14 protein-coding genes and 1 pseudogene are annotated in these 17,146 nt (G+C 71.6%); 7 read left to right on the top strand and 8 right to left on the bottom strand.

Annotation, left to right across the window (positions count from 1 at the left end):
- Window positions 1-34 precede the first annotated feature (34 nt).
- The 3 genes from QQG74_RS16670 to QQG74_RS16660 all read right to left on the bottom strand — a co-directional run bounded on the left by QQG74_RS16670 (window position 35) and on the right by QQG74_RS16660 (window position 3,385).
- Window positions 35-487, bottom strand: a complete 453-nt coding sequence (locus QQG74_RS16670) for a hypothetical protein (RefSeq protein ID WP_341715693.1) — start codon at window positions 485-487, stop codon at window positions 35-37.
- 235 nt (window positions 488-722) lie between these two features.
- Window positions 723-2,570, bottom strand: coding sequence for a glycoside hydrolase family 15 protein (locus QQG74_RS16665; protein ID WP_341715692.1), 1,848 nt, complete (start codon window positions 2,568-2,570; stop codon window positions 723-725).
- A gap of 86 nt (window positions 2,571-2,656) precedes the next feature.
- Window positions 2,657-3,385 (bottom strand): SDR family oxidoreductase, encoded by a 729-nt coding sequence (locus QQG74_RS16660; protein WP_341715691.1) that lies wholly within the window; start codon window positions 3,383-3,385, stop codon window positions 2,657-2,659.
- Between the two features lie 46 nt (window positions 3,386-3,431).
- Here QQG74_RS16660 and QQG74_RS16655 point away from each other — a divergent pair, with 46 nt between their 5' ends.
- Entirely contained in the window at window positions 3,432-3,593 is a 162-nt protein-coding gene (locus QQG74_RS16655) for a hypothetical protein (RefSeq protein ID WP_341715690.1), read from the top strand.
- Window positions 3,594-3,621: 28 nt separating this feature from the next.
- Window positions 3,622-4,353, top strand: a complete 732-nt coding sequence (locus QQG74_RS16650) for a hypothetical protein (RefSeq protein WP_341715688.1) — start codon at window positions 3,622-3,624, stop codon at window positions 4,351-4,353.
- A gap of 43 nt (window positions 4,354-4,396) precedes the next feature.
- Here QQG74_RS16650 and QQG74_RS16645 read toward each other — a convergent pair whose 3' ends face one another.
- From QQG74_RS16645 to QQG74_RS16630, 4 genes are read right to left on the bottom strand one after another with little or no spacing between them, the layout of a single operon-like run.
- On the bottom strand, window positions 4,397-5,563 hold the full coding sequence (locus QQG74_RS16645; RefSeq protein ID WP_341715687.1) for a GNAT family N-acetyltransferase: 1,167 nt from the start codon (window positions 5,561-5,563) through the stop codon (window positions 4,397-4,399).
- 42 nt (window positions 5,564-5,605) lie between these two features.
- Complete coding sequence (locus QQG74_RS16640; protein WP_341715686.1) at window positions 5,606-6,079, bottom strand: OsmC family protein; 474 nt, start codon at window positions 6,077-6,079, stop codon at window positions 5,606-5,608.
- A 59-nt stretch (window positions 6,080-6,138) separates the two neighbouring features.
- On the bottom strand, window positions 6,139-7,137 hold the full coding sequence (cydB, locus tag QQG74_RS16635) for a cytochrome d ubiquinol oxidase subunit II (RefSeq protein WP_341715685.1): 999 nt from the start codon (window positions 7,135-7,137) through the stop codon (window positions 6,139-6,141).
- Between the two features lie 14 nt (window positions 7,138-7,151).
- Window positions 7,152-8,570, bottom strand: a complete 1,419-nt coding sequence (locus tag QQG74_RS16630) for a cytochrome ubiquinol oxidase subunit I (RefSeq protein WP_341721254.1) — start codon at window positions 8,568-8,570, stop codon at window positions 7,152-7,154.
- A 176-nt stretch (window positions 8,571-8,746) separates the two neighbouring features.
- Between QQG74_RS16630 and QQG74_RS16625 the strand changes: the two are divergent.
- Window positions 8,747-9,499 (top strand): annotated as a pseudogene (locus QQG74_RS16625) (lysophospholipid acyltransferase family protein); the annotation flags it as partial.
- Window positions 9,500-9,601: 102 nt separating this feature from the next.
- Here the strand turns inward: QQG74_RS16625 and QQG74_RS16620 are convergent.
- Complete coding sequence (locus QQG74_RS16620) at window positions 9,602-10,585, bottom strand: aldo/keto reductase (RefSeq protein ID WP_341715684.1); 984 nt, start codon at window positions 10,583-10,585, stop codon at window positions 9,602-9,604.
- A 125-nt stretch (window positions 10,586-10,710) separates the two neighbouring features.
- Here QQG74_RS16620 and QQG74_RS16615 point away from each other — a divergent pair, with 125 nt between their 5' ends.
- The 4 genes from QQG74_RS16615 (at window position 10,711) to QQG74_RS16600 (ending at window position 17,080) form a co-directional block, all read left to right on the top strand.
- Window positions 10,711-11,478: a glycerophosphodiester phosphodiesterase gene (locus QQG74_RS16615; RefSeq protein WP_341715683.1), complete on the top strand. Its 768-nt coding sequence runs from the start codon at window positions 10,711-10,713 to the stop codon at window positions 11,476-11,478.
- A 22-nt stretch (window positions 11,479-11,500) separates the two neighbouring features.
- On the top strand, window positions 11,501-12,895 hold the full coding sequence (locus QQG74_RS16610; protein ID WP_341715682.1) for an MFS transporter: 1,395 nt from the start codon (window positions 11,501-11,503) through the stop codon (window positions 12,893-12,895).
- Window positions 12,896-13,001: 106 nt separating this feature from the next.
- Window positions 13,002-13,688 (top strand): thymidine kinase, encoded by a 687-nt coding sequence (locus tag QQG74_RS16605; protein WP_341721253.1) that lies wholly within the window; start codon window positions 13,002-13,004, stop codon window positions 13,686-13,688.
- Window positions 13,689-13,885: 197 nt separating this feature from the next.
- Window positions 13,886-17,080, top strand: coding sequence for an ABC transporter permease (locus tag QQG74_RS16600; protein ID WP_341715681.1), 3,195 nt, complete (start codon window positions 13,886-13,888; stop codon window positions 17,078-17,080).
- Window positions 17,081-17,146 lie beyond the last annotated feature (66 nt).

Below are 17,146 nucleotides of genomic sequence, written 5' to 3'. Positions count from 1 at the left end.
GGGGAGGCCGCTCCACCCTCAACTTTACATAATGTCAATTATCGACTCTGCGGGGAGCGGCGGTGGCGCCGGTGCCCGGGCTCTGCGACGCACCGTGCTTGTTGATCGCCGCTACCAGTTCGCTGAACATGACGTCGTAGACCTCGCTGAGGTGGTTCACCAGCTCGTGTGGCAGGAGGTCGGTTATCCAGACCACCGTCGCCGCGTCGTCGCCGTCCCTCAGCACCCGCATCTCGGCCTGATGATGCTCTGCTCCGGGAAACTCGGGTATCGCGTAGACGGCCCGCATCAACCCGGCATCGACGGTCACGTTGCGTTCCCAGAGCTCGGTGCCGTCCGCCAGCGTGACCACCCGGTAGTCGTCCTCCTGGCGTTCGCCCTTGGCGGCGGAGAAAACATGCACCTCCGAGCGGGTGTACCGATCCAGAAAGTCCCACGCCACGTCGGCCGTCACCGTGAGCTTCGCCTGGCGATAAATGGTCCCCATCCGCCCCCACCTGGTTGCTCGGTCCAGCTGTCGGCTGCGTGCGCCAACCCTTGCACATCCGACCCGGCACGGGCAACGATCTCAGTGCCGTCGCCGGGCGGCGAACTGCCCGTGCGGCACCGTGCTGACGTCGCCCGGTCAGCCGCCGTCGGCGCCCTCACGGCCGTACCCGATCTCGGTGGCCTGTCCGACTTATCGCTGGTCAGGGCGGTCTTTGCGGCGAGGCGCCCGGGCCTCAGGGTGCTTCTTGCGGGTGGTCGGTGCCGGCGGGCACGGGGTGTGGCGGTCGGCCGGCAGCGGTACGTCGCGCGACGGCCTCGGTGAGTCGGCCGGCGGAGTTGATCAGTCCGATGTGGGAGAAGGCCTGCGGGAAGTTGCCGAGCTGTTCTCCGGTGGTCGGGTCGATCTGTTCGGCGAACAGGCCGAGGTCGTTGACCCGGGTGGTGAGCTGCCGGAACAGCTGCTCGGCCCGGTCCACCTCGCCGGCCAGCGCCAGGCAGGTCACCATCCAGAAGGAGCAGATGACGAAGCCGGCCGGGTCGCCGGCCCAGCGGCGCAGTAGCCCGTCGTGGGAGAGTTCGCGCTCGATCACGCTCATCGTGGAGCGCATCTGTGGGTGGTCGGCGGGCAGGAAGCCGACCAGTGGCATGAGCAGGACGGAGGCGTCGAGTTCGGCGGAGCCGAAGGCTCCGGTGAAGGCGCCGAGGCGCTCGTTCCAGCCCTGGCTGAGCACGGCCTGGCGGATCTCGTCGCGGGCGGCGGCCCAGCGGGCCAGGTCGGTCCGGTCGCCGAGGCGGGGCCCGAAGCGCACCGCCCGGTCCAGTGCGGTCCAGCACTGGACCTTGGAGGAGACGTAGTGGCGTTCGGCGTCGCGGGCCTCCCACATGCCGGCGTCCGGGCGGCGCCAGGTCAGGGCCGCCTGGTCGGCGAGGTCGCGCAGCAGCTGCCGCACGTCGGGAGGCATCGGGTCGAGGTAGTGGCGCATCAGCCAGGCCGCGTCGAGGACTTCGCCGAGTACGTCGTTCTGGCGTTGTCGCCAGGCGTCGTTGCCGATGGTGACCGGCCGGCTGTCGGCGTATCCGCGTAGGTGGTCGAGGTGGTGTTCGGTGAGATCCCGCTCCCCCTGTACGCCGTACATGATGGGTACGGGTTTGTCGCTGATGCGTCCGGTGGCGTGGGCGACCCAGGCGAACTGCCGGGTCGCTTCGTCGGGGCAGGCGGCGCGCCAGAGGGCTTGGAGGGTGAGGCTGAAGTCGCGTACCCAGACGAAGCGGTAGTCGTAGTTGCGGTTGCCGCCGGGGTCCTCGGGTAGCGAGGTGGTGGCTGCGGCGACGATGGCGCCGCTGGGTTGGTAGGTCATGCCCTGTAGCACGATGGCGCTGCGGCGTACCTGGTCGGCGAAGAGGCCGCGGTACTGGTCGCGGTGCAGGTCGGCCCAGGAGCGCCAGCCGGCGACGGTGGCGGCGATGGCCTGGTCGGCGTCGGGTAGGGCGGGTGGGTCGGAGTCGTAGGTGGGTGCGTGTCCGAGGGTGAACCGGTAGGTTTCGGCGGCTCGGACGGTGAAGTTGGCGGTGGCGTTGCCGTGGGCGCGGGTCAGTGGGACGTCGCCGCGCAGGCTGAGTCGGCAGGCGCCGGCGGTGGCGTCGATGGTGCCGTCGTGTTCGGTGAGGTAGGCGGTGACCTGTCCGTATTCGAATCGGGGTCGGTAGTCGAGGCGGATCGGGACTTCGCCGGTGAGTCCTTCGACGACGCGGGCCAGCACTCGGGGTGAGTGCAGGCCGATGTCGTGGCCGCGGGCGCCGGGTTGCAGGGCGAGGGCGTCGGTCAGGGCGACGCTGCCGTGGGTGGTGGTGAAGACGGTCCGCAGCACGAGGGTGTCTTGGAGGTAGGACCGTTGGCTGGTGTAGGGGTCTTCGGGTTGGATCGACCAGTGGCCGGCGTCGTCGTCGAGGAGTCGGGCGAAGACGGAGGGGCTGTCGAAGCGTGGTGGGCACCACCAGTTGACGGAGCCGTGGCGGTCCACCAGGGCGGCGCTGCGCCCGTCGGCGAGGAAGCCGTGCTCGGCGATGCTTGCGCTGTGCACGGGCGTGGTTACCCGGGCGGCGGGGTGGCATGCCTGCCGGGTCAGGTGGGTGGGCGGTCGTGGCGGTGGGGTGTCGTGCCGGGTGGTCAGAGGCCGCCGCTGACGCGGAGGATGGCGCCGGTGGTGTAGGAGGCGTCGGGGCTGAGTAGCCAGGTGATGGCGGCGGCGGCTTCGTCGGGCTCGCCGGGGCGGCCGAGTGGGATGCGGCTGGCGACGCGGTCGGGTCGGTCGGGTTGGCCGGAGAGGGCGTGGATGTCGGTGCGGATGATGCCGGGGGCGACGGCGTTGACGCGGATGCCGTGGGGGGCGAGTTCCTTGGCCAGGCCGATGGTGAGGGCGTCGGTGCCGGCTTTGACGGCGGCGTAGTGGATGTACTCCCCTGGGCCGCCGAGGGTGGCGGCGACGGAGGAGATGTTGACGATGGCGGCGCCGTGGGTCATTCGGCGGGCGGCTTGTTGGGCGCAGAGGATGTAGCCGATGAGGTTGACGTCGATGACGTCGCGCAGGTCGGCTAGGCGTAGGTCGGTGAAGGGGCCGATGGGGCTGGTGATGCCGGCGTTGTTGACCAGGCCGGTGATCGGGCCGAGTTCGGCGGCGGCGTCGAACAGGGCGGTGACCTGGTCGGGGTCGCGGGTGTCGGCGGGTACGGCGATGGCGCGTACGCCGGTGGCGCGTAGTTCGGCGGCGACGGTGTCGGCGGTGTGGTGGTCGTGGCGGTAGCCGAGGGCGAGGTGGTGGCCGGCGTGGGCGAGGCGGCGGGCGGTGGCGGCGCCGATGCCGCGGCTGCCGCCGGTGATGACGGTGACGGGCGCCATGTGGTCCTCTCCCCTGCCTCGGTCGGTTCGCGTGACGTTACCGGCGGTGGTCGAGGCGCTGGAAGTCAGGTGTGATCGGGCGCACGGCCGGGTTGGGGTGCCGTCGGTGTCCGATCTGGCCGGTGCCGGTGCGGCGGTGGAGTGGGTTCGGGTTGGGGGGCTGATCTTCAGGTTGTCGCTGGCGGCTGGTATCAAGGCAGGCGTCTGAACACGTGTACGAGGGAAGAGGTTGCGTGATGGGTGCCGCTGGCCAGGGTTTGTCCGATGACGAGGTGCGCGGCATCCGGGAGGCGTTGGCCGCGGGCCGTAAGCCGAAGGTGGTGTTCACGGCGTCGGCGGGTCAGATCGCCGGGCAGTTGGGTCAGGTGGTGGAGTTGACGGATCCGGCGGTGTCCGACGAGTTCGTGGTGGTGCGGTTCGGGCGGGACGAGTTGCCCTTCTCCCCCGCCGATGTGGCGGTGGCGCCGAAGGGTGCGGGGCGTCGGCCGGCGGAGGTGAAGGTGGAGCCGGTGCCGGTGGAGCCGGTGGTGGCGGGGCCGGAGTTCGTGTTGGACCGGGTGCCGCAGCCGCGGCGCGAGGAGCCGAAGCAGCGGGAGGAGTCGAAGGTGGAGACGGTGGAGACGAAGCCGGCGGCGCGGCGGTCGGTGAAGGCGGCGAAGCCGAAGGGGCCGGCGGGTTTGACGGTGACGTTGGCGTATGCCGAGGGTGAGTGGACGGTGGCGGCGCAGCAGGGTGGGAAGGTGTTGGCGAAGCCGTACGTGCTCAAGCCGGCGGAGGCGTTGCGGATGGTGGCGTTGGTGGATGTGCCGGGGGTGCATGAGGCGGTGGAGCAGATTCTGTCGGCGGAGCGGTCGGAGGCGGAGCGGCAGGCGGAGAAGTTGCGGGCCGAGTTGGCGGAGATCGAGGCCCGGTTGGCGGAGTTGCGTGAGGCGGGTTCGGAGGATCCGGAGTCGGGTCGGGCCGGCTGAGTGGTGTGTCCAGGGCCCGGTTCATATCCGGGCCCTGGTGGTTTCAGAAGTAGTCGATGAGTTGGGCGGGTGGGCCGGCGGCGAGCAGGTCGAGGGCGCTGGGGTCGGGTGTGGTGTGTCGTAGGTGTCCGGTTTCGGCGAGGGTGCGGGCGGTGGCGGTGCCGGTGTAGAGGCGGGCGAAGCCGCGTACGGTCAGGTGCAGGTCGGTGTCGGTGGTGGTGCGGTGGAGTTGGGCTGCGCCGTCGGCGACGGTGAGTTGCCAGGTGCCGGTGTTCCAGGGGGCGAGGTCGTCGGTGAGGGTGAAGGCGACGGTGCCGCGGGTGTGGGTGGGCCAGCCGCGGGCCTGGACGGCGCGGGTGATGTCGACGGGTCGGTGCATCCAGGTGTCGCGTTCGTGTTCGCGGGCGAGTTCGAGTGGCAGTTGGGTGCAGATGGCGTCGCCGGGCAGGGGGGTCAGCCGCAGGGTGGGGGTGACGCTGTGCCAGGTGGTGAGTACGCCGATGAGGGTGCGGGCGGCGTCGGCGGTGGTGGCGACGATGTCTTCGATGGTGAGTACGGCGTCGGGGCCGTAGCCTCGGCCGCGGTTCCAGCCGGCGTAGCCGATCGGGGTGCCGTCGTGTTCGACGAGGGTGAGCCCGTCGTAGGGCAGTTTGTCGGTGGTGGTGAAGCGGGGGTGTGTTCGGGTGAGCAGGCCGCAGCGGTGTCGGGTGACGCGCTGGTAGAGCTCGGCGGTGGCGGGTAGGTCGGCGGGGGTGCCGGCGCGTGTGGTCAGGTGTGTGGCCGGGTGGTGTCGGGGCAGCGCGGTGGTGGGCAGGTCGAGGGTGCGTAGCTGGCCGGCGATTTCCCAGCCGCAGGCGCGGTAGGGGGCGGTGGTGGTGGCGAAGAGGGCGCTGATGGCGGCGCCGCGTTCGTGGGCGCCGTGCAGCAGGGTGCGGAGCAGGGCGCGGCCGATGCCGGTGCCGCGGGCTTCGGGTGCGACGGCGACGCCGGCGACGTCGGCGGCGGGTACGGCGTGTCCGGCCCACCATTGTTCGTCGTGCAGGTCGACGGCTTTGCCGATGAGGTTTCCGTGGTGGTCGAAGGCGCCGTACTGGGTGCGGCCGGGGGGTGGTGGTGGCGGTGGTTGTGGGTCGGAGCCGAAGGTGAGCTGGCCGAGTTGCCAGGCGGCGGGCAGGTCGTCGGGGATGAGTTCGCGGACGGTGGGTTGCACGGGCCCGACGATAGCGGGGTCGAGGTGGGTGTTCGGGGTGAATTAGTTGGTGCTGGTGACGGGTTCGTGGCGGACCGGGAAGTTGACGGAGTTGGCGATGAAGCAGACGTGGTGGGCCTGGTCGTGCAGGGCGGTGGCGGCGTCGATGGTGGTGGGGTCGGCGACGGTGACGCGGGGGCGCAGGGTGACTTCGGTGAAGTGGCCGTTGCCGGTGGCGTCGGTGGTCATGGTGCCGGTGGCGTTGTCGGTGTAGTCGGTGACGACGATGCCGTTGTCGGCGCAGAGGTGCAGGTAGGCCAGGAGGTGGCACTGGGACAGGGCGGCGAGGAGGAGTTGTTCGGGGTTCCAGCGGGTGGGGGTGCCGCGGAAGGTGGGGTCGGAGCTGCCGGGGATGGTGGGGCGGCCGTCGGTGGTGATGTCGTGGTCGCGGCGGTAGTCGCGGTAGCCGCTGGTGCCGGTGCCGAGGTTGCCGGTCCAGGTGACGGTGGTCTGGTAGGTGTGGGTGTGCAGGCGCATGGCGTCCATGCTGCCGGGCTGGCCCGGGACGCGGGGTCCCGTGTCCCGGGCCGGTGGGGTCAGTGTTGTGGGATGTGCGCCACACCGATGCGCTTGCGGAACACCCAGTAGGTCCAGCCTTGGTAGGCGAGCACGATCGGGGTGAAGAAGACCGCCACCCAGGTCATGATCGTGAGGGTGTAGTCGGTGGAGGCGGCGTTTGTGGCGGTGAGGGTGCCGGCGGGGTCCAGCGTGGAGGGCAGCACGTTGGGGAAGAGTGCGGCGAACAGGGTTGCCACGGCCAGGCCGATGGCTACGGCGGTGCCGGTGAAGGCCCAGCCTTCGCGGCGTGCCTTGGCGGCGGCGAGTCCGCCGAGCAGGGCTGCGGCGGCGCCGACGGCGAGGACGACGGCGGCGGTGCTGGCGCGGATGGTGAGGGTCCAGGTCAGGAAGGCGACGGCGAGTACGGCGGTGCCGACGCCGAGGCGGGTGGCGAGGGCGGCGGCGCGGTGGCGGATGTCGCCGACGGTCTTGAGGGCGATGAAGACGGCGCCGTGGGTGGCGAACAGCGCCGCGGTGGTTGCGCCGCCGAGCAGGGCGTACGGGTTGAGCAGGTTGAGTAGGCCGCCGACGTATTCGTGGTTGGCGTCAAGTGGTACGCCGCGCAGGATGTTGGCGAAGGCGACGCCCCACAGGGTGGCGGGGATGAGTGAGCCGTAGAAGATGGCGGCGTCCCAGCGGCGTTTCCAGCTGGCTTCGGGTCGCTTGTGGCGGTATTCGAAGGCGACGCCGCGGGCGATGAGGGCGAGCAGGATGAGTAGCAGGGGTAGGTAGAAGCCGGAGAAGAGGGTGGCGTACCACTCGGGGAAGGCGGCGAACATGGCGCCGCCGGCGGTGATGAGCCAGACCTCGTTGCCGTCCCAGACCGGCCCGATGGTGTTGATCATGACGCGGCGTTCGCGGTCGTCGCGGCCGAGGACCGGTAGCAGCATGCCGACGCCGAAGTCGAAGCCTTCGAGGATGAAGTAGCCGGTGAAGAGCACGGCGACGAGGAGAAACCAGATGGTGGTCAGTTCCACGGTGGGGCTCCGGGTCAGTAGGCGAAGGCGAGCGGGCGGTCGGCGTCGTCGTCGGTGTCGTCGGGTTCGGGGGCCGGGGTGACGTCGGGTACGCCGGCCTTGGCGTAGCGGATGAGCAGTTTGACCTCGATGACGGCGAGGGTGGCGTAGATGAGGGTGAAGGCGGTGAAGCTGGTGAGGACCTCGGTGAGGGAGACGCTGCGGGAGACGCCGTCGCGGGTGAGCATTTCGCCGAAGACGATCCAGGGTTGGCGGCCCATCTCGGTGAAGATCCAGCCGAAGGAGTTGGCAAGTAGCGGCAGGATGGGCATGGCGAGGCCGGCGCGCAGGAGCCATTTGCTGTTCGGGACGGTGCGGCCCTTGCGTTGGGTCCAGAGCACGAGCAGGGCGATGGCGGCGGCGGCGAGGCCGAATCCGATCATGAAGCGGAAGCTCCAGTAGGTGACGGGGATGATCGGGGTGTAGCTGCCGGGGCCGTACTGGGCGCTGTAGAGGGCCTGTAGGTCGTTGATGCCTTGGACGGTGCCGTTGGCGTCGCCGGTGCCGAGGTACGACAGCAGGTACGGGATCTTGAGGGCGAACAGTTCGCGGCTGCCGTCGAGGCTGCCGATGGTGAGTACGGAGAACGAGGCGGGGCTTTCGGTCTGGTAGAGGCCCTCGGCGGCGGCCATTTTCATCGGCTGCACCTGCGTCATGATCTTGCCTTGGATGTCGCCGGTGATGATGACGACGACTGCGGCGATCAGGGTGACCCAGGAGCCGAAGCGGGCGGCGAAGCGGTAGGCGGGGGTGTCGGCGCTGTCGCGGTTGCGGATCAGGTGCCACAGGGCGACCGCCACCAGCAGGGATCCGGCGACGAGGAAGGCGCCGGCGATGGTGTGCGGGAAGGTGATCAGGGCGACCTTGTTGGTGAGTACGGCGACGAAGTCGGTCAACTCGGCGCGGCCGGTGTCCGGGTTGTAGCGGTAGCCGACGGGGTTCTGCATGAACGAGTTGGCGGCGAGGATGAAGTACGCCGACAGGTTGGTGCCGATGGCGGCGGCCCAGATGGTGGCCAGGTGTAGGCGTTTGGGTAGCCGGTCCCAGCCGAAGATCCACAGGCCGATGAAGGTGGATTCGAGGAAGAAGGCGACCAGGGCTTCGATGGCCAGGGGTGCGCCGAAGATGTCGCCGACGAAGCGGGAGTAGTCGCTCCAGTTCATGCCGAACTGGAATTCCTGCACGATGCCGGTGACCACGCCCATGGCGAAGTTGATCAGGAAGAGTTTGCCGTAGAACTTGGTGAGTTTGAGGTACTTCTCGTCGCCGGTGCGGTGCCAGCGGGTTTGCAGGATGGCGACCAGGACGGACAGGCCGATGGTCAGTGGCACGAAGAGAAAGTGGTAGACGGTGGTGACACCGAACTGCCAGCGGGCGACGTCCAACGCGTCCACCTGCAACCCCCAGGAGTTCATACTACAAAACGTAGTAGATACTACCGGGTGTCGTAGAAGACTCGGCAGGGGCGGGAGGCCCGAACCGGCCCGGGACCAATGACCCTGCTCACTCCGGCCGGACGGCCCGACCCGAGCATCGACGGCAGGATCGTGCGTGCGACCATGAGCCGCTGATGGACCTTGCCCACTCTTCCTGGCAACCACCACTGATCTGGCGTGCCGCGCAGGCACTCGCCCGTGTGGTGGTCGCGCTGTTGGCCCGGCTGGAGGTCACCGGCGACATCCCCGCGTCGCTGCGCGGTGGGCCGCTGATCCTGGCCGCCAACCACATCAGCCCGTTCGACCCGATCGTGATGGCCGCGGCCTGCCGGGAGCGCCGGATCGCGCCCCGGATCATGGCCACCGGTGGGCTGTTCCGGGTCCCGGTGCTCGGCGCCGCGATGCGCGCCGCCGGACACATCCGCGTGGACCGGGGCACCAGCGGCGTACACCGGGCCCTGGACGACGCCGCGGTGGCGGCTGCCGCCGGGTCGGCGATCCTGGTCTATCCGGAGGGACGCATCGGTCTGGACCCGGGGCTGTGGCCCGAACGGGGCAAGACCGGCACCGCCCGGCTCGCGCTGGCCTGCGGCGCGCCGGTCATTCCGGTCGCCCAGTGGGGCAGCCACGAGGTACTCCCCTACCTCGCGCCCAAGGGGCTGCTCGGCGGGGTGGCCCGCGCGCTGGTGCGCCGCCCGCGGGTGCGGGTGCACTTCGGTGATCCGGTGACGCTTACCGACCTGGCCGGCGTCCCCGGCGCGGCCCGGCGGGCCACCGACCGGATCATCGACGCCCTCACCGAAACCCTCACCCCGCTGCGCCCCGACGAATCCGACCGCCCCCGCCACGTCGACCCCGGCCGCCCCATCGACACCACCCGCTCCCACCCCCGCCGCCCCCACCTCCCCTTGATCATGAGGTTGGCGGCAGTTGTCGATCTCCACGCTGCCGCCAACCTCATGATCAACGTCGGCGGATCAGGGGGTGGGTCAGGGCAGGGGTTCAGCCCGGGCGGCGAGCCACAACTCGTACCACTGCTGGTGGGTCAGGTCGGGTGTACGGCGTACCGCGTCGGCGCAGGCCCGGATGCGCTCCGGGCGGGCGGTGCCGATCACCGGGACGATCCGGGCCGGATGCCGTTGCAGCCACCACAGCAGGATCGTCTCCGGCGTGGTGCCCGCGCGGTGCGCGAGCGCGGCGATCCGCTCGGCCGTGTCGCGTTCCGCCGCGCTCTGCTGGGCGCCGGTGAACCGGCCCTTGGCCAGCGCACCCCAGGCCTGCACCCCGATCCGGTTGCGCCGGCAGTGCTCCAGGGTGCCGAGCGGGAAGCCGAGCGCCGCGGATTCGCCGGTGTTGACCAGGACACCGGCCTCCAGCCAGTCCCGGTGGGCCAGGCTCAGCTGGAGTTGGTTGGCCACCAGCGGCAGGTCCAGTTCAGCCTGGAGGTACGCCACCTGGGCGGCGGCCATGTTCGAGACCCCGAAGTGCCGCACCAGGCCCTGCCGGTGCAGCGACGCGAGAGCCCCGGCGATCTCCTCCGGGTCGGCCAGCGGATCCGGTCGGTGCAGCAGCAGTACGTCGATCACGTCGGTCCGCAGCCGGGTCAGGCTCTGCTCGACACTGCGCACGATGTGGGTGGCGCGCAGGTCGTAGTAGCCCGGTGCGGTGTCGTCGGGCAGGTGGATGCCGCACTTGGTCTGGATCAGGATGCGTGCGCGCAGCCCCGGCGTACGGGCGAGGACCTCACCGAAGACGGCCTCGGACTTGCCGTGGCGGTAGATGTCGGCGTGGTCGAAGGCGGTGATGCCGATCTCCAACGCGGCCTCGATCGCGGCGTGCGCGTCGTCGATGTCCCGCGCGCCGTAGGGCTGCCGGTCCCACTGCCCGCCCAGCCCCATGCACCCGTAGATCAGCCGGTGTTCTCGGATGTCGGTCGCGGCGCTGGCCGCCGGTCGGCCCTGCTGGTCGGTCATGGCATGTGGATAGCACGGCCGGTGGCGGGCCGTGCCGGGCGGGTGCCGCGCCACGTCCCGGTCACCAGCAGGCGCGCCATGTCCCGGTCACCAGCAGGTCACCGGGGCCGGGCATACTGCGCAGCGTGTCGACCGGCTACGCCTACCTGGACTCCCCCGCTCCGCTCGCGTTCGCCCATCGCGGGGGTGCCGCCGAGGGTGACGAGAACACCGCGGCGGCCTTCGCCCGTGCGGTCGACCTCGGCTACCGGTACGTGGAGACCGACGTGCACGCCACCGCCGACGGGGTGGCCGTGGTGTTCCACGACGCCACCCTGGAGCGGGTCACCGGGCAGCGTGGTCGCCTCGCCGCGCTGCGCTGGGTCGACCTGGCGGCGGTACGCGTCGGCGGTGCCGCGGCGGTGCCCCGCCTCGACGAGGTGCTCGACGCGTGGCCGCAGGTGCGGTTCAACATCGACGTCAAGTCCGACCGGGGGGTGGAGCCGACCGTGGCCACGCTGGCCCGGGCCGGCGCGCAGGACCGGGTGCTGCTGGCGTCGTTCAGCGACGGCCGGCTCAAGCGGCTTCGGACCCTGACCCACGAGCGGGTGGCCACGAGTCTCGGGGTGCGCGGGGTGGCCCGGCTGCGGTGGGCCTCGCTGACCGGCCGGCCGTTGCGGCTGCCGCGCTCGGTGGTGGCCGCGCAGGTGCCGGTGCGCTACGGCCGGGTGCCGGTGGTCGACCGGCGGTTTCTGCGTACGGCGCACCGGCTGGGGTTGCAGGTGCATGTCTGGACGATCGACGATCCTGCCGAGATGCACGAGTTACTTGATCTTGGGGTTGATGGCATCATGACCGACCACGTCGGCGTGCTGCGCGACGTCTACCGCAGCCGCGGCCACTGGGCCGCCTGAGCACCTGGGCAAAGGACCCCACATGGCCGAGACGGCGATCCCTGCCGCGCAGGACGACACCCCTCCCCCCGCCAGCACCCGTCGCGAGCGCACCGGCTGGTACTTCTACGACTGGGCCAACTCGGCCTTCCAGACCACGGTCATCACCGTGTTCCTCGGGCCGTTCCTGACCAGCATCGCCAAGACCGCCGCCGGGTGTCAGCTCGGCGAGGACTGCACGGGGTTCGTCTACCCGCTGGGCATCAAGGTGGCCGCCGGCTCGTACTACCCGTACCTGATCTCGCTGTCGGTGCTGTTGACGGTCTTCGTGCTGCCGGTGATCGGGGCCATCGCCGACCGGTCGCTGCACAAGAAGCGGCTGCTGGCCGGCACCGCGTTCACCGGCGCGTTCGCCACCATCGCGATGATCTTCGTAACGGGTGACCGGTACCTGCTCGGCGGCGCGCTGTTCCTGGTCGCCAACATCGCCTTCGGCGCGGCGATCGTGGTGTACAACTCGTTCCTGCCGCAGCTGGGCGGGCCGGACGAACGCGACGGCATCTCCAGCCGCGGCTGGGCGCTTGGCTACCTCGGTGGCGGCCTGCTGCTGGCGTTGAACCTCGTGGCGGTGCAGTCGTTCGACAACGGCACGCCGGAACGCACCCTGGACCTGGCCCGCTGGTCCATCGTCTCGGCTGGCCTGTGGTGGGCGGCGTTCACCCTGGTGCCGCTGCGTTGGCTGCGGGAACATCCCACCGCTGCGGCGCTTGCCGCCGCCGGCGGCGGCAACGTGTTCACCGACGGGTTCCGGCAGCTCGGCCGCACCCTGCGCGAGGTGAAGGCGTACCCGTTGACGCTGTTCTTCCTGCTGGCGTTCCTGGTCTACAACGACGGCATTCAGACCGTCATCACGCTGGCCAGCCAGTACGGCACCGAGGAGCTGCGGCTGGAACAGAGCACTCTGATCGTGACGATCCTGCTGGTGCAGTTCCTGGCCTTCGGCGGCGCGCTGGCCCTCGGCGGGCTGGCCGCGCGCATTGGCGCGTGGAAGACGGTGCTGCTGAGCCTGGTGCTGTGGACCGTGGTGATCATCGCCGCGTTTCGGTTGCCGGCCGAGGCGCCGCTGCCGTTCATGGTGCTCGGTGCCGGCATCGGCCTGGTGCTGGGCGGCAGCCAGGCGCTGAGCCGGTCGCTGTTCAGCCAGCTGATCCCCGCCGGCAAGGAAGGCGAGTACTACGGCTTCTACGAGATCAGCGACAAGGGCACCAGCTGGCTCGGGCCGCTGGCGTTCGGCCTGGTCTTCCAGCTCACCAACTCCTACCGGGTGGGCCTGGTCTCGCTGCTGATCTTCTTCGTGGTCGGCTTCCTGCTGCTGTTGGCGGTGCCGATGCGCCGGGCCATCATCGCCGCCGGCAACACTCCGCCCCGGGTGCTGTGACCCACACCGGCGGCCCGCCGATGATCAGCTCGGCGGCGCCGATCGGCTAGGCTGCCCGTCCGTGACTACCGCCGACGACGCCGCCGCGATGTGCCTGGCCCGATCGATGCTGGCCGCCCGGGACGACAACCCGGCCGGCTGCGTCGCCGCCCGGGGCGTGGACGGGCGGCCGGCACACGCCGCCGCCCTGCGGTTCTACTGGGGCCCGATGGACTGCGGAAAGTCCACGATGGCCTTGCAGATGAACTACAACCACGCCCGGCAGGGCCGCCGGGGCCTGGTCACCACCCGCATCGACCGTTCCCTCGGCCCGCAGGTGACCACCCGCATCGGGCTGGCCCACGAGGCCATCGAGATCACCGACGAGCTGGATCTGCGGACCCTGGTCCGCGACGCCTGGTCCGACGGCGTACGGGTGGACTACCTGATCTGCGACGAGGCCAGCTTCTACTCCGTCGAGCATGTGGAACAGATGGCCGAACTGGTCGACAGCTACGACGTGGACGTGTACGCCTTCGGCCTGGCCACCGACTTCCGGTCCTGCCTGTTTCCGGCCGCGCAGCGGCTGTTCGAACTGGCCGACTCGGTGGCCCGCATCCAGGTCGAGGTGCTCTGCTGGTGCGGCCGGGAGGGACTGCTCAACGCGCGCGTCGCCGGTGGGCGGGTGGTGCGTGAGGGCGAGCAGGTGGTCATCGGCGACACCGTCGCCGACGGGGAGGTCCGCTACCAGGTGCTCTGCCGTCGCCACCACCGCACCGGCGACCTGGGCCCGCGCGCCACCCCCGACGCCTGAGGCACCGACCCCTCGACGGCTGCGGTGGTGGACCCCCGAGGGCTGCGGTGTTGGGCTGCCGGTCAACGCCCGGCCGGGGCGTGGATAACGAAATGATCACTGCCGCGAACCTTTTCCGGGAGCCCGCCCCTTCTGGTGCATGACGACACCGACGGCGGGCCACACACCGGCCCGCGCAACCAGCGGGGGTAGGACGGATGAGGCTCGCGTTGCGGCGCGCCCGCGGCACGAAGGGGCTGCTGCTCGCGGCGGCCGGGGCGACGCTTGTCGCGACGGTGGCCCTCACCGGCCTGGCCGGCTACAGCCGGGACGTGGTCGACTCCGGCACCCGCAGCGTGCTCACCGCGGCCACCGCCGAGGAACGGTCGATCCTGGTACGCGCCTCGGCCGGGCGTACCGTCGAGGCGCTGCGCGAGCGCGACGACGCGCTGCGCGAGCGCGTCGCGGCCGACCTGGCCGGGATGCCCGCCCGGGTCAGCGCCGCCGGGTACGCCGCCGGCCGGCAACTGCGCGGCGACACCGGCGACGCCGTCGCCGACCGCACCGGCACCACGTACGCCTCGGTGATGTTCCTCGACGACCTGCCCGCACACGCCCGGCTGACCGCCGGCACGTGGCCGCAGGCCGGCGCGAGTCCGGTGCAGACCGCGCTGGCCGCCGCAGCCGCGACGACCCTGCGGGTGGGTGTCGGTGACCGCATCCCGATCACCGACGGGCTGACCGGCCGGGTCACCGAGGTGAGCGTGGTGGGGGTGTTCACCCCCGTGGACCCGGACGCGGCGTACTGGCGGCTGGCTCCCGAGACGGCGACCGGCTCGCTGCCGCAGGCGGCCACGTACGGGCCGATGACCGTGCACCGGGACGACTTCACCGCACGCTTTCTGGCCAACGCCTCCGCCGGCTGGCTGGTCGAACCGGACCTGGCCACGGTGGGCACCCCCGCCACGCTGGAGCGGCTGACCGACGCCGCGACGAGAATCACCACCGAGGCCCCGAAGGCGGCCGGGCTCGGTGACTCCGCGGTGGCCACCAGCGAGATCGGCGCCCTGGTGCGGCGGTTGCAGCAGGCCACCCTCGTCGGTCGCTCCGCGCTGGTCACCCCGATGCTGCTGGTGGTGGTGCTCGGCGGGTACGCGCTGCTGCTGGTGGCCGTCCTGCTCACCGAGCAGCGGCGCGGCGAGAGCGCGCTGCTGCGTGCCCGGGGTGCCGCCCGCTGGCAGCTGGCCGGCCTGACCGCCCGGGAGGCCGCCCTGGTCGTGCTGCCCGCCGCCGTCCTCGCGCCACCGCTGGCCGGCGAAGTGCTCGGCCTCGCCGACCGGCTGTCCGGGCTGGCGGCGGTGTCGCTGCGTTCGGACAGCGCACCGATGATCTGGCTGGTGGCGGGCGTGGCGGCGGCCGGCTGCGCGCTGGCGATGGTGGGGCCCAGCCTGCGTCGCGGTGACAGTTACGTCGCCGACCTGGCCAGCCGGTCCCGGCCGAGCCGGCGCGGCATGGTGCAGCGCGCCGGGCTGGACGTCGTCCTGGTCGGCCTGGCCGTGCTGGCCTGGTACCAGCTCAACCAGTACTCCTCGCCGCTGTCCCGATCGCGGGGTGGGCAGGTGGGCGTCGACCCGCTGTTGGCCGCCGCGCCGACGCTCGGCGTGCTTGCCGGTGCGGTGCTCGCGCTGCGGCTGTTGCCGCCGCTGATCCGGCTCGCCGAACGCTTGGTGGACCGCAAGCCGTGGACGGCCGTCATGCTCGGCACCTGGCAGGCCGGCCGGCGCCCGCACGCCGGGCCGGTGCTGCTGCTCGCCCTGGCCGTCGCGGTCGGCACCCTCGCCTGGTCTTTGGCCGGCACCTCGCGCCGATCCCTGGAGGACCAGGCCGCCCACCAGGTCGGCGCCGACCTGCGGCTGACCGAGACCAACAACGCCGCCCCGGCGCAGCGGGCCGACCAGCTCGCCGACCTGCCCGGCACGCAGACGGTGCTGGCGGCCTGGCGCGACAGCGTACGGCTGGGGCCGGCCGCCGAACCGGCGACCATGCTTGCGGTCGACGCCGCCACCGCCCGTGAGGTGGTACGCATCCGCTCCGATCTGGCCGGCGGCTCCACCGATGCGCTGTTCGACACCGTCGTCGACAAGCGCGTCGAGGCGCCGACGGTCGCCCTGCCGGCGGACGCCCGACGGTTGACCGGAGAACTGCTCACCCGCAGCGGCGGTGACGCAGCCACCGGTGCGGTACGCCACCAGGCGATCGTCGTCGGCCCGACGGACGGGCATCGGCAGCTGCCGCTGGGCACCGGCCGTGATGACGAACCGCTACGGTTCGCCGTCGACCTGCCCGCCGCTGGCGGGCCGTGGCGGCTGGCCGGGTTCACCGCCGAAACCGTCGGCGGACCCGGGATGACCCTCGACTGGCAGGTCTCCGACCTGCGGGCCGGCCCGGCCGGTGGCCCCGGTTCGCCGCTCGACCTGGCCGCCGACGGGCCGTGGCGGCTGGCCGACCGGGCCGGGGCGGTGGGCTCCTCGACCGCCACCGGCGCCACCCTGGCTACCCGTTACACCCGCCCCGGCAGATCGTACGACCGCCCGACGCTGCGGCAGTTGACCATCACCCGACCGGCCGCCGAGGGTCGGGTGCCGGTGGTCGCCACCGCGCGGGCGTTGGCGGCACTGCACGTCGAGGTGGGCGCGCAGACCCGGTTGTTCCTCGGCGGCGCGGATGTGGACGTGACCGTGGTCGACTCCGTGACGGCGCTGCCCGGCGACGCCCAGGACGCTGCCCTGCTGGTCGACCTGCGGTCGCTGAGCACCCGACTCTTCCACGACCACGGTCTGCTGCCGTCGACCCAGGAGTGGTGGCTGTCCACCACGCCCGGTCAGGCGCGGCAGACGGCCACCGCCGCCGCCGCGCTCGGTGGTCTGGTGGTGCGGGACCGCGCGGACGCCGCCGCCGAACTGGCCCGCGACCCGTTCGGGGTGGGTGCCCGGGGTGCCTTGTTCGCCGCCGCTCTCGCCGCGGTGCTGCTGGCCGCGGTCGGCGTCGCCGTGGACGTCAGCGCCACCGCCCGCCGACGGGCCACCGAGCTGGCCGTGCTGCACACCCTCGGTGCCGGCCACCGGCTGGTGGCCCGGTCGCTGCTGGCCGAGCAGGCGTTCCTGGCCGGCATGGGCGTGCTGGTGGGGCTGGCCGTCGGGGTCGGTGTCGCGGCGACGATGGCGCCGCTGGTGATCCTCACCCCGTCGGCGGACCGTCCCGATCCGCCGCCGCTGTTGACTATCGACTGGCCGCCGGTGCTGGCCACCGGTGGTGGGCTGCTGCTGCTCGCGCTGGCCTTCAGCGCCGCGATGTCGGCGACCATGCGACGTCGCCTGACCGCAACCCAGCTCCGCATCGGGGAGGACCGGTGAGCGCGAGGAGTGCAGCGCAGCGGAGCCCCGCAGTCGCGAACGGAAGGCGGGTACCGGTGAGCGCGA

This window comes from Micromonospora sp. FIMYZ51, from assembly GCF_038246755.1.
GTDB lineage: Bacteria > Actinomycetota > Actinomycetes > Mycobacteriales > Micromonosporaceae > Micromonospora.
The sequence above is the reverse complement of the archived record's forward strand: the minus strand, read 5'-3'. Positions and strand labels throughout refer to the sequence as shown.

Bases quoted from the DNA above. Each gene is read 5' to 3' on its own strand.
- QQG74_RS16650 (WP_341715688.1), top strand. From the start codon at position 3,622: ATGGGTGCCGCTGGCCAGGGTTTGTCCGATGACGAGGTGCGCGGCATC.
- QQG74_RS16605 (WP_341721253.1), top strand. From the start codon at position 13,002: ATGCTGGCCGCCCGGGACGACAACCCGGCCGGCTGCGTCGCCGCCCGG.
- QQG74_RS16640 (WP_341715686.1), bottom strand. From the start codon at position 6,079: ATGCGCCTGCACACCCACACCTACCAGACCACCGTCACCTGGACCGGC.
- QQG74_RS16660 (WP_341715691.1), bottom strand. From the start codon at position 3,385: ATGGCGCCCGTCACCGTCATCACCGGCGGCAGCCGCGGCATCGGCGCC.
- QQG74_RS16600 (WP_341715681.1), top strand. From the start codon at position 13,886: ATGAGGCTCGCGTTGCGGCGCGCCCGCGGCACGAAGGGGCTGCTGCTC.
- QQG74_RS16610 (WP_341715682.1), top strand. From the start codon at position 11,501: ATGGCCGAGACGGCGATCCCTGCCGCGCAGGACGACACCCCTCCCCCC.
- QQG74_RS16620 (WP_341715684.1), bottom strand. From the start codon at position 10,585: ATGACCGACCAGCAGGGCCGACCGGCGGCCAGCGCCGCGACCGACATC.
- QQG74_RS16670 (WP_341715693.1), bottom strand. From the start codon at position 487: ATGGGGACCATTTATCGCCAGGCGAAGCTCACGGTGACGGCCGACGTG.